Raw genomic sequence first — 11669 nt, forward strand, 5'->3', positions numbered from 1 at the left:
ACGTACAGGGGTTCAATTATACTTAGATGGTAAGCTTAAAGGAGAACTAAGTGGATGAGGAAACGAACACTAATTTGGAGCGCAGGTGCCGTGGCTCTCACGTTCATGCTGTCGGGATGCAGTATATTTTCGGATGAATCGGATTCAGGGCGTGATGCGTCTAACGGGAAAGGTGTCCAGAATGCGCCAATCTTGCTGACCATCCGGCATACACAGGTAAAGGATACGCAGAAGAAACGTCTCGCCATGCTGCAGGATGTTGTCAAAGCGACCGAAGCCAAAGTGCCTGGCTTGACGATTACATTAGATGGTGTGGAAGATAAGGTGAATCGTTTCGAAAAGCTGCGAGCAGAAATGGCTGCTGGGAATCCGCCAGAAATATTCGACCTGTTCGGAGGCACGGATACGAAGGATTATGTGAAAGCGAATCGATTGCTGGACCTAACCCCCATCCTGCAAGAGCTTGGGTTAACGGATAAGTTCTATAGCTTCGAAGAGTTCACGGTGAATGGCAAAATCTATGGGATCCCGATGGCTGGTTATGTGGAAGGCCTGTACTATAACAAAAAGATTTTGACCCAGCAGGGAATCAAGCTGCCCGAAACCTGGGACGATCTGGTAGCCGCTGCGGCGAAGTTGAAAGCTGCCAAGATTACCCCTTTTGCCATGGCCGCTAAAGACTCCTGGGTTATTAATATGATGATTAATACAATGTGGGTACGCACGGCAGGTGCGGAATCGATCGAGGGATTTTTGAATGGGAGCAAGCAATGGACAGACCCAGAGGTATTGAAAGCTTTTGAACAGTATCGAACACTCATTCAGAAAGACTATTTCCAAGATGGCAGTCTAGCGCTTGCCTATGCCGAACAGCAAAATACATTCAGCAGTGGAAACGCAGCTTTCATGTTTGATGGCAGCTGGGCAAACACGCCACTCCTTGATCCTGAGAAATCAGTCATTGCTCGTGATGTCGGCTTCATGAACTTCCCTTCTATGGGGGGGCCAGGGGACGGGTATATCAATGGGGGCTGGTCCAATGCTTATGGCTTTTCCAAAAAGATAACCCCCGAACAATTGCTGGCGATTAAAGAATTCATTAAGCAAATGTATACAGAATCGATGCAGAAGAGGCAACTGGTTGAAGAGGGCATGCCACCGGCGATGAAGCTGCAAGATACGAGTCAAGTGAACCCCTTGATTACGGAAATATTACATGTGTTTGCGAATAGTAAAGGAACCTTCCCGGCCTTCGATTCCCGCATTCAAACGAAGGTTCGCGAGAAGCTTGAACGCGGGATGCAGGAGTTACTTGGCGGAAGAACAGATCCGGCCTCACTGATGACGGAATTACAGAAGCAGCAAGAGGCTTCGAATAAAGAAGAAACCCATTCCAAATAGTAGTAGGATGACATATGAACAAAATGGGAAGAAATGCTTGGGCATATACGCTCTTTACTTTGCCGACGCTGCTCATATTTGCGACTTTTTTCTTGTATCCAATGCTGATGTCGCTGCGTTACGGTTTTACAGAGTGGAACGGCATCTCCCCGGCAACATTTAATGGGCTGGACAATTTCGTTGCTGCTTTTCAAGATCCTTATTTCTGGATTGCCGTGCGAAATAATATGTACTTTATTGGTTTTTCCATGGGGATTCAAATTCCCATAATCGTAGGTATCGCACTGCTTGTGAGTAAAATTAAGCGTTGGATAGCATTTTATAAAACATTGATTTTCCTTCCAACGATTCTATCGACTGCAGTCGTAGGTGTACTCTGGGATTTCATTTATCATCCACAGGCGGGGCTGCTTAACCAAGTCTTAGAAGCTGTCGGTTTATCGAGCTGGCAGCATGCTTGGCTGGCAGATGGGGCGACGGCGATGCTCGCCATTTTGATTACAAATGCTTGGCAATGGATGGGATTCTATGTGGTGCTCGTTGTATCTGCGATCTATGCCATTCCGAAACATTTGGTAGAAGCCGCTCAATTGGATGGTGCAGGCAGCCTGAGACAAGGATGGTTCGTCATTCTGCCGCTGCTAAGACCCGTCATTGTGGTTATGTTGCTTTTATCCATTACAGGCGGCATGAAAGCCATGGACATTGTAGTTGTCATGACAGGTGGGAATCCCTATGGTATTACGGAAGTTATGGCGTCCTATATGATCAAAAAAGCTTATCGAATCGGTGAGTATGGCTACGCTAACAGTATCGCGGTATTGATCCTCCTTTTTACGGCTTTCTTAACGTCCGTATTCGGATGGTTCACAAGGAACCAGGAGGAGGCGCGCTTATGAGAGGAAGCCTCCTGCGCCGTGTTTTTCCACATGCGGTCTTGTTGATCTACATCGGGGTGATTTTATTTCCACTTGTGTGGACGTTGAATTCATCTTTCAAAACGAATAAAGAAATCATTACTGCCCCATGGTCCTTTCCCACAGAACTTTCGTTATCGAATTATTGGAATGCGTGGAATGGCGCACATGTGGGCCATTATTTTATGAATAGTGTGATCAATTCAACGGTTTCAGCTATTGTTTCGTTAGCGCTAGGAACTGCGACCGCTTATGCGCTGACTCGGATGTCTTTTCCAAAGTTAAGTCTTGTTCTGAAAAGGATTCTGATCCTGGCTCTGCTGGTGCCTGCCGCTTCCCTACTGGTCCCGTTGTATATGCTGTTAAGAAACTTGCATCTGTATAACACACCATTAGCATTAATTCTGCCTTATGTGACAGTAGGATTACCTTGGACCGTATTCATGGTAAGCAGCTTCCTTACTTCCATACCGAATGAACTGGAAGAAGCGGGCATTATGGATGGGCTCTCCATATACGGGTTGTTGTGTCGGATCATCGTTCCTATTTCACTACCGTCTCTATTTACTGTATTCATGTTGAACTTTCTTACGAGCTGGAATGAATTCATCATGGCTAATTTATTTCTGACCAAAGAGAAGCTGAGGACGCTCCCTGTGAGCATGGTGGCCTTCTATGACCAATTGAATATGAACTATGGTTCGCTATGCGCGGCGATCATGATCAGCATGATTCCGGTTGTTGTGATGTATCTCCTTCTACAGAGAGGCATCATGGAAAATATCAAAGCCTAATTAAACTCTCAAGGAGCGTGTACATACATGTCATCAGCAGGAAATTCGAACTATAAACCACTCACGTTACGTCAAAAGGTAGGCCAATTATTCGCTTGTGGGTTTGACGCACTGGAACCGAATCCTCATATTACGCAATTAATCGAGGAGTACGGGATTGGCGGCGTTATTTATTTCCGTCGTAATGTGAAGGACGCTCATCAGCTTGCTCAGCTGTCTGCCGATTTGCAAGCGATCTCCCTCAATAGTGGCGGCCAGCCGTTATTTATTTCCGTGGATCAAGAAGGCGGAATGGTGTCACGAGTTGAAAAGGGAGCAACGTTGCTGCCGGGGAATATGGCATTAGGTGCTGCCTTTGCACCATCTGGCGTTTACGCCAGCGCGAAGGTGATGGGGAAAGAGCTTCGCCAAATGGGCGTGAACATGAACTTGGCGCCTTGCTTAGACATTAATAATAACCCGTTAAATCCCGTCATTGGCGTCCGTTCTTATGGTGAAACAGCGGCAATTGTTAGTGATATGGGCACGCACGCTGTCAAAGGGTTGCAAGATATGGGCGTAATCGCAACCGTGAAGCACTTCCCTGGGCATGGGGATACGACAGCTGATTCGCATCATGATTTACCTGTGGTTCCGCATAGCATGGAGCGATTAATGGAGCTGGAGCTAGCCCCGTTCATTAAGGCCATTGAAGGCGGCGTAGATGCGATTATGTCCGCACATGTGGTCTTTGAAGCGTTGGAAGACAGCAGTGTACCTTCGACGTTGTCGTACAAGATACTGACTGAATTACTGCGCGGTCAGCTTGGCTTCAAAGGGCTAATTGTCACGGATTGCTTAGAAATGAAGGCGATCTCTGAAGGGGTTGGCGTAGCGGAAGGGGCAGTTCGTGCACTCGAAGCGGGGGCGGATATTTTGCTGGTAAGCCATGAGTTGGAGCGTCAGATCGCGGCTATGGAAGCGGTCATTGCTGCTGTGGAAAGCGGTCGGGTTTCAGAAGCACGCATTGATGAGTCTGTTCTACGCATTATGACCTATAAATACAAGCGTGAAATCCGTTATGATACACTAACGCAGGTTCCAGATGGGCCCATCTCGACACCTGAACATCAGCTGCTGGCGAAGGAGTTAAGTCGTAAGAGCATCACAAAGGTCAAGGATGAAGTAGGTAAAAACATTCAAGTAAATGAGAAAACATGCGTGATTTGGACGGAAGTCCAATCGGGGACGGAAATCGATGAGGTTGTTGATCGTGAAGGAACTCTTGGCAGTGTGTTGTCCGAGTTGACTGGGGAGCCTGTGCAAGAGATGTACTTGGGTTTATTTCCTTCCGAAGAGGAAATTGCGGAGACATTGAAGCGTTGCGAATCCTATGAGCAAGTGGTCATTGTGACCTACAATGCGACGTTCTCTGAGGGACAAACACAGCTGGTTAAGGCATTGGCACAGAAAGAAGATGTGCATCTCATCGTCGCGGCAGGGCGTAATCCATATGACTTGCTTGAGTTCCCTGAAGTGAAAACGTACTATGCTTGTTATGAGAATCGACCGCTGGCGATGGTTTCGCTAGCTAATGTGTTGCTTGGTCGTGAAGCAGCTGTTGGGCGTTTACCTATCACGTTGTCGGAGGAATATCCGATTGGCTGGAGACAAGACTAGGGGAAAATAAATATACAAAATTTATATCTAGCAACTTGATGCATCTCTTAGTAAAATCAGAAAGGCTTGTGAAACTTTTCGTTTCCAATTACGTAGGAACAATGCGCACATTTCACGCATTTCACAAGCGATCTAATGATGAAGGGGTGTTTTTTTTCAAATGAGTCAAGCAAACGCTCAATCCGAGCCAACGATGCGATCTTTTTTTGCAAATCGATTCGTTCAAACGATTATGCTATCGGGCATTTTGCTTCAAATCGGAATTTGGATACGTAACTTTGCGATTCTGCTCTATGTTACGGACATGACGAATAATGATCCATACTCGCTTTCCTTAATCTCGGTAGCGGAGTTCGCGCCGATATTTATCTTTTCTTTTATCGGTGGGGCATTCGCCGATCGCTGGAGGCCCAAGCTGACGATGGTTTGGTGCGATTTACTTAGCGCAGCATCTGTTTTTGTTATTTTGATCACGTTGTATATGGGGTCCTGGAAAGCGATCTTCTTCGCCACATTGGTGTCATCGATTCTTTCCCAATTCTCTCAACCTTCCAACATGAAGCTGTTTAAAGTGCATGTCCCTGCTTCGCAAATGCAACTGGGGATGTCGATGTTTCAATCGATGATGGCGATTTTCATGATTTTGGGGCCGATGCTGGGCTCATTCATCTATTATCGTTTCGGGATCGAAACGGCTGTGGCGATCATGGGAGCATGCTTCCTGTTATCAGCTCTGGTTCTTACGTTCCTACCTAAAGATATGAAAGAAGATACATCGGAGCCGCGCACTACGCATATTTTCACGGAAATGGGTCAAGGCTTTCGTTATGTGCTAAGGAACCGTATGCTAGTCATCCTTGGTGGTTGTTTTGCAGTTGCTGGTCTAGCGATTGGGTTGATAAGCCCACTTGGCATTTTTCTAGTAACTGAGCAATTAGGCTTAGAGAAGTCGAGCTTGCAGTGGTTTATGGCGGCGAATGGGGCCGCGATGATTATAGGCGGTGGTGTAACGATGGCCTTTGCCAAAAAAATATCCCCACAAGCGATGCTCACCGTCGGTATGGCGGTTAGCGCAGCCACTTTTGCCATGCTAGGTGTGACGCATTTGGTATGGTTGGCACTTCTGATGCAGTTTATCTCAGGACTTGTGATGCCAGCTATTCAGATCGGGATTAGTACATTAATTCTAGGGAATGCCGAGGAATCTTTCGTTGGACGCGTGAATGGTATTCTAACACCGCTCTTTATGGGTTCGATGGTCATTACCATGAGTCTGGCAGGGACGATTAAAGCGTCTTTCTCACTTGAATCGATCTACCTCACATCGGCGTTGCTTTTTGTTATCGGTGTTGGTATTATGGTGCCGTCTTTGAAAATGAAGTCTGCTCCAATTCCACAGCCAAGCAGTGAACTGAAATAAGCATATAAAGCGAAAAAAGCGATATCTCTTGGCCTGATGGCTAGGGATATCGCTTTATTGTTTTATAGAAATGGTGTTCCCGATTCCTTGAACGCCAGCTTCATTTCAGGCGTGATGGAGGAGTCGCTAATGATTCCAACTGCTTCCTGTACCTCACCAATAACAAACAAAGAGCTTCGGCTAAATTTGGAATGATCAGCCACCAGATACGTTTCCATCGATTGCTTCATCATCCGGCGATTCGTTTCGGCTTCAAGCTCGTTGTAGATCATCATGCCGCGGGAGAGGGAGATACCGTCGCAGCCCATAAATGTTTTGCGGATACTGAGATTATCAAGTGTAGCATTTGCAAGCGGACCTGAAAGCTCAAAGGTTTGTGTGCGAATCACACCACCAGTTAGAATCAACTGAAGGCCAGGCGTTCCGATGAGCTCATAGGCAATATTCACGGCATTCGTAATGACGGTTAAGTTTTTGAATTGGTTCAGTTTTTTGGCAATGAAAGTCGTAGTCGTTCCACCTGTTAGCCCGATAATATCGCCATCCTCGATGTAACGAAGGGCTTTGTCAGCGATTTCTTTCTTTTCATCTGTGTAGAGGTCCATTTTATTAAAGAAGGGAACTTCCACTTTCAAGCTCTCAAGCACAGCTCCGCCAAAGGTGCGGATACAGCGTTTTTCTTGCTCGAGAATTTCTAGATCTCGTCGTGCAGTTGCTTCAGAGACATTGAATTGCTTCACAATATCCGTCAAGGCAATGGAGCCTTTATCTTTAATTGCATGCATGATGGCATCTCGGCGAACATCGGTCTTTCCCATGGTACCTCCTGACAGCTTTCCATCTGGAAAGCTAAGTAACGATTCTATGTTAATAGGCTTTTTGGCTAAAAATAACGCTTCCCTATATCTTATCATGGCAAAGGAAGGTCGTCTATCCGATGAAATGTTGTTTCATTTCTTCTGTTTAATTAATTTATGAAAGAAGTACAAACCGATATCTATTCCGCTTCGTTACCTTAAATAGGAAAAGCATTCCACTCAAAATTGAGTTTGCTTCACCCCATTTAAGGAGGCGTGTACGGGTATGAGGTATTTAAAGAAATTAGTCATTTCAGCTGTTGTACTTCTAGGTGTTATCATGGGTCTGACCGCTTTGACAGCGATTGCAGCTGAGCAAATGCATGTGAAATCAGAGACCGATGTGGCAGGCGATCTGGGTATTTTACAAGGAGACGGCAACGGACTTACGACGGAATATCTAAATAAGTCTACAACGAGATTTCAAGCAGCGATCATGTTTCTACGATTAAAAGGACTGGAAACTGAAGCATTAGCTTACAGTGGGATGAATAATTTCAAGGATGCGAGTCTTGTCTACAAAGAGGGCCAAGCGGTTCTTGGTTACCTCAAAGATCACCCTGAGCTAGGTTGGCAAGGCATAGGTGGAGATCAATTTGATCCCGTATCTGGCATCACAGCTCAAGCATATTACAAGGTGTTACTGGAAGCCCTCGGTTACAAGCAGGGAACAGATTTTGAGTTCGATCAGGCACTTGCTTTCGCTGAACAAAAGGGATTATCCAAAATCGCAAGTGTAGGGCAAGTCGTCAATATGAATGTGGCAACTGCAACAATCGAAGCCTTGCACGCGCCATTGAAAGGCAGTAACAAAACACTTGCAACGGTGTTATCAGAAAAAGGTATCCTTGCTGCGAATAAGCTTGAAGTACTTACATACAAATCACTTCAATTAAAGAAAAACGATGCACTTGGAAGCTATTTGGCTGATTCCAAAGGAATGACACTCTACTATTTTACAAAAGATGCAGCTGATCCGAATTCATGTGTGGATGCTTGCTTAGCAAAATGGCCTGTCTATTACGATGATCAACTGATGGTGCCAGCAGGCTTTCAAGCAGCCGATTTCAGTGTGTTACTGCGTAAAGATGGTAAGCAGCAATTGATGTACAAAGGATGGCCTTTATATTATTATGCTATGGATCAAGCAGCAGGGGATACGAAAGGCGATGCGGTTGGTAAGATCTGGTATGTCATTAAGCCGGCAGCTGGAATTGCTATAGGGACCAAAGCCGATCTTGGCAACTATTTGACGGATACCAAGGGCATGACACTTTATTATTACGACAAAGATACGAAAGGTGTCAGCAATTGTGCTGGAAAATGTTTGGAGAAATGGCCTTTATATAATGCCGACCACATAGCTGCACCTACGGGTACGAACTCGGCTGATTTTGGAACGATCATTCGTGCGGATGGCAAGAAGCAAACAACCTACAAAGGCTTTCCTTTGTACTATTGGGTAGACGATAAGAAGATGGGGGATACGACAGGACAAAATGTGGGTAATGTATGGTTCGTCGTAGATCCAGCGACTTTCAGCGGAACGAAAGCTGTCAACAGTTCGGTAAAAACAAGCAAATCGGATCAACTTGGCACATATCTAGTCGATGCTAATGGCATGGCGCTGTACTTGTTTACCAAGGATAAAGCCGATGTGAACTCTTGTGTTGGTGCATGTATTGTAAATTGGCCGATTTTCTATGATGCGAATCTGACGGTGTCGAGTGATTTGAATGGGAGTGATTTCGGAGAATTCACTCGAACTGACGGAACCAAGCAAAACACCTACAAAGGTTGGCCATTGTACTATTGGATTAAAGATAAAAACCCTGGGGATACGACGGGGCAAAACGTAGGAAAAGTGTGGTTCGTTCTAGATCCTGCAAAAACTGAAATCAGGTAGCAGGTAACAGAAAAGCTGTAACTGTGAACTCTGGCCTTCTGCTTGATGCAGAAAGGTTGGAGTTTTTGTCTATTCGAGCTGGAAATATGGTAATGTAAGAGTTAATTAGACATCAATTTCACTCGGGGAGAGCCAAGCTATGCGAAATCGAACAGATGGGGAGCTTATGCAGCTAATTATGGCGAAAGAGCACTCTGCTTTAGAAGAGCTCTACGATCGTTATGCTAAGCTAGTGTACTCGTTTGCTATGAAATCCATGAAGAATGAGCAGGAAGCTAGAGAAATCGTACAATTGGTGTTTACGCGTCTGTGGACAACAGGCAAGGGCTATGATGCCAGCAAAGGCGTATTCGTCAATTGGATGATTACGATCACACGCAATATTACGATTGACTATGTACGCAAGAATCGTAAACTGGGCCAAGTCGTTCGATTTGAGCCTCGTGAGTGGGAACAAGCACTCGTTTCGGGGGATGCGAATCCGGAGTCGGTCATATCCCGTAAGTCGACGGTTGAACAAATTCAACAAGCCTATGTGCATTTATCAACGAATCAGATTGAATTGATCGAAATGATGTATTGGGAAGGCTATTCGTTAAGTGAGATTGCTTCTAAAAAGAATGAACCAGTAGGCACCGTAAAGAGCCGACTACATCAATGCTTAAAAATACTTCGTAAGCATTTGACATCACGAGGGGAGGATGACGTATGAAAGAACAAGAACCTATTGACTGCAGCTATCTCATCAATTATTTAACAGGCGAATGCACAGAATGGGAACGTGCTTCTTTCGAACGGCATCTGCGCACCTGTGACTCATGCAGAGAGGAATTACTAGAATTGCGCTCTGTCTGGCTTACGCTACCTTACCACATGGAAGAGGTGGAACTTCCGCCGGATTTGAAAGGGCAAGTGATGGAGGCCATTCGTAATGAGCCAATCCATAAAGAAGTGAACCATAAAGAACTGATTCATAACGTAGAGCCCAATAAAGGCCCAATTCTTAAGCGGCGTTCATTAGCATGGATGTATGGGGCAGCTGCCGTGGTCGTACTTGGTATCATTGTAGGTGCTATATGGAACTATGACGCTTTTCACACCAAGGAAACAGCAAGTGGTATGAGTGAGCCTTCAAAGGTTGTCAATACGTTCAATTTGACATCGGCGGACACTTCCATGCCAGCAGCCTCGGGAACAGCTTGGGTTGTGCAGTACGGGGATGTTCATAAAGTTGTCGTGAACTTGTCGGGACTGAATGAAACGAGTGGCGATTGGACTTATCAGGTATGGTTGAATCATAACGGGAAAAAGTACAACTGCGGAACGCTGCGTGTGGATAATAAAGGGGTAGGCGTACTGTCATATGATGTTCATGCCAAAAATTTGAATATCGATTCCATCGGTGTTACGTTGGAACCGGATCCTAATGGCAGCCAGCCACGAGGGAAGAAAGTGTTGGGGTCAGTTTAAGCTGAGAAGAAAAACGGGCATTCCCTCTTTGGTTCAAAGAGGGAATGCCCGTTTTTTTGTTACGACAATAGAAACTCTCCATATACAGCGAGAAGTCCCCGAAGGCAATGTTTAAATAACTGGATTTTCTGTAGCTAATTCAAGCGAAATGCCGTGATTTCGCAAACTAACTGGATTTCCTCCCGTTATTTATGAGCGAAATCGGCAAACGGGTAATTTTGAGCAAAAATAGATGTAGGAAATCCAGTTAATCTCCCAATAAGCTACTTTTCCTCGAAAATAGATGTAGGAAATCCAGTTAATCCTTAGAGCTACCCCCTGTGAGACAAAAGAGCTCTAGATTAGGAAGTTGCCCCTATAAGAAATACTGTGAGAAGTCCCCCATGACCTATTTCATACCCGAAAGCCAATTCGCTAAGGCTTCAACTTCGTCTGCTTTCAAGGTGTCTTTGAATCCTGGCATCTCGACTTTACCGTTCATGATTTGTGTGACGATCTGTTCCTTTGTTCTACGTGAACCAACTTTCGTTAGGTTCGGGCCGTAATCTCCTGCCAAGCCTACACCATGGCATACCAAGCAGTTGTCTTTATAGAGCAGTTCGGCTTTTGCGCTTGGGATGCTTGCCGGCGTGTCCTGTGGCTTGACAGAAGGGACAGGCGTAGGTGCTGCAGTAGGTGCAGGCGTCGCGCTAGCAGGCACTGGGGTTGGTGCCGATGTTGGCTTTGCCGATGGCGTCGCCGATGCTTGAGGTTGCGGAGTAGCACTGGCTACCGCTACTGGACTTGCTGTAGCGGCAGGCGCTGACGTTGCCGCTGGCGTTACGGTCACCGACACCTGTGGCGTCGGTGTTGCTGGTGCAGTCGTTGTCGCTACAGGTGACTGCGTGGCCGAAGCGGCGACAGGTGAGACGGCTGCTGGACTGGCTTCTTTTCCGCTGCACCCTGAAGCTGCGAGGAGGATCATCCCACAAAGGCTTGCTTGCTTCCATTTGTTCAAAGCGTCCAACTCCTTCGTATGTACTAATAGAGGTAACGAAGGATAGTTGATTTCGGTTTGCTTAGTGTAAGAAAAAGTCGAGTTAAATGAGGTTGGCTTGTAGCTTGCGGACGCATGGTGACTGCCAATTTGTGTTTAGATGTATAAATGCTCTTCTGTCAAGAAAGTGGACGTCACTAAGTTATGCGACTTGCTGGTAGTATAGCTGCTCAAATTGCTCAGGTGACATGTAACCAATTGTGCTATTC

General features: G+C 45.8%; 10 protein-coding genes. 8 read left to right on the forward strand and 2 right to left on the reverse strand.

Translation table 11 applies throughout. The annotated features are described in order from the left end of the window. Nucleotides 1-54 precede the first annotated feature (54 nt). The 5 genes from ASL11_RS05260 to ASL11_RS05280 all read left to right on the forward strand — a co-directional run bounded on the left by ASL11_RS05260 (nucleotide 55) and on the right by ASL11_RS05280 (nucleotide 6191). The gene (locus ASL11_RS05260; protein ID WP_056610545.1) at nucleotides 55-1401 is read left to right on the forward strand and encodes an extracellular solute-binding protein; all 1347 of its coding nucleotides are present in this window, start codon (nucleotides 55-57) and stop codon (nucleotides 1399-1401) included. A gap of 14 nt (nucleotides 1402-1415) precedes the next feature. Next, a complete protein-coding gene (locus ASL11_RS05265; RefSeq protein ID WP_056610548.1) occupies nucleotides 1416-2300 on the forward strand; it encodes a carbohydrate ABC transporter permease in 885 nt (294 codons plus the stop codon). Continuing rightward, nucleotides 2297-3112, forward strand: coding sequence for a carbohydrate ABC transporter permease (locus ASL11_RS05270; RefSeq protein ID WP_056610552.1), 816 nt, complete (start codon nucleotides 2297-2299; stop codon nucleotides 3110-3112). Before ASL11_RS05265 ends, ASL11_RS05270 begins: the two co-directional genes overlap by 4 nt. A gap of 27 nt (nucleotides 3113-3139) precedes the next feature. Beyond that, the gene (gene nagZ, locus ASL11_RS05275) at nucleotides 3140-4771 is read left to right on the forward strand and encodes a beta-N-acetylhexosaminidase (protein WP_056610554.1); all 1632 of its coding nucleotides are present in this window, start codon (nucleotides 3140-3142) and stop codon (nucleotides 4769-4771) included. A 160-nt stretch (nucleotides 4772-4931) separates the two neighbouring features. Beyond that, nucleotides 4932-6191 carry an MFS transporter gene (locus ASL11_RS05280; protein WP_056610558.1) on the forward strand — a complete coding sequence of 420 codons (1260 nt, stop codon included), beginning with the start codon at nucleotides 4932-4934 and terminating at the stop codon, nucleotides 6189-6191. Between the two features lie 62 nt (nucleotides 6192-6253). Here the strand turns inward: ASL11_RS05280 and ASL11_RS05285 are convergent, their stop codons facing one another. Beyond that, entirely contained in the window at nucleotides 6254-7009 is a 756-nt protein-coding gene (locus ASL11_RS05285) for a DeoR/GlpR family DNA-binding transcription regulator (protein ID WP_056610561.1), read from the reverse strand. Between the two features lie 265 nt (nucleotides 7010-7274). Between ASL11_RS05285 and ASL11_RS05290 the strand changes: the two genes are divergently transcribed. The 3 genes from ASL11_RS05290 (at nucleotide 7275) to ASL11_RS05300 (ending at nucleotide 10424) form a co-directional block, all read left to right on the forward strand. After that, nucleotides 7275-8954, forward strand: a complete 1680-nt coding sequence (locus ASL11_RS05290) for a hypothetical protein (RefSeq protein ID WP_056610564.1) — start codon at nucleotides 7275-7277, stop codon at nucleotides 8952-8954. A gap of 139 nt (nucleotides 8955-9093) precedes the next feature. Further along, nucleotides 9094-9666 carry an RNA polymerase sigma factor gene (locus ASL11_RS05295; RefSeq protein WP_056610566.1) on the forward strand — a complete coding sequence of 191 codons (573 nt, stop codon included), beginning with the start codon at nucleotides 9094-9096 and terminating at the stop codon, nucleotides 9664-9666. Continuing rightward, nucleotides 9663-10424 (forward strand): anti-sigma factor, encoded by a 762-nt coding sequence (locus tag ASL11_RS05300; RefSeq protein ID WP_056610570.1) that lies wholly within the window; start codon nucleotides 9663-9665, stop codon nucleotides 10422-10424. The genes ASL11_RS05295 and ASL11_RS05300 overlap by 4 nt, the downstream gene beginning before the upstream one ends. 388 nt (nucleotides 10425-10812) lie before the next feature. Here ASL11_RS05300 and ASL11_RS37815 read toward each other — a convergent pair whose 3' ends face one another. Continuing rightward, the gene (locus ASL11_RS37815) at nucleotides 10813-11421 is read right to left on the reverse strand and encodes a c-type cytochrome (protein ID WP_056610574.1); all 609 of its coding nucleotides are present in this window, start codon (nucleotides 11419-11421) and stop codon (nucleotides 10813-10815) included. Between the last annotated feature and the right edge of the window lie 248 nt (nucleotides 11422-11669).

This window comes from Paenibacillus sp. Soil750 (assembly GCF_001428045.1).
GTDB lineage: Bacteria > Bacillota > Bacilli > Paenibacillales > NBRC-103111 > Paenibacillus_E > Paenibacillus_E allorhizoplanae.

Coding starts and splice junctions, on each gene's coding strand:
- ASL11_RS05260 (WP_056610545.1), top strand. CDS start 55: ATGAGGAAACGAACACTAATTTGGAGCGCAGGTGCCGTGGCTCTCACG.
- ASL11_RS05265 (WP_056610548.1), top strand. CDS start 1,416: ATGAACAAAATGGGAAGAAATGCTTGGGCATATACGCTCTTTACTTTG.
- ASL11_RS05270 (WP_056610552.1), top strand. CDS start 2,297: ATGAGAGGAAGCCTCCTGCGCCGTGTTTTTCCACATGCGGTCTTGTTG.
- nagZ (WP_056610554.1), top strand. CDS start 3,140: ATGTCATCAGCAGGAAATTCGAACTATAAACCACTCACGTTACGTCAA.
- ASL11_RS05280 (WP_056610558.1), top strand. CDS start 4,932: ATGAGTCAAGCAAACGCTCAATCCGAGCCAACGATGCGATCTTTTTTT.
- ASL11_RS05285 (WP_056610561.1), bottom strand. CDS start 7,009: ATGGGAAAGACCGATGTTCGCCGAGATGCCATCATGCATGCAATTAAA.
- ASL11_RS05290 (WP_056610564.1), top strand. CDS start 7,275: ATGAGGTATTTAAAGAAATTAGTCATTTCAGCTGTTGTACTTCTAGGT.
- ASL11_RS05295 (WP_056610566.1), top strand. CDS start 9,094: ATGCGAAATCGAACAGATGGGGAGCTTATGCAGCTAATTATGGCGAAA.
- ASL11_RS05300 (WP_056610570.1), top strand. CDS start 9,663: ATGAAAGAACAAGAACCTATTGACTGCAGCTATCTCATCAATTATTTA.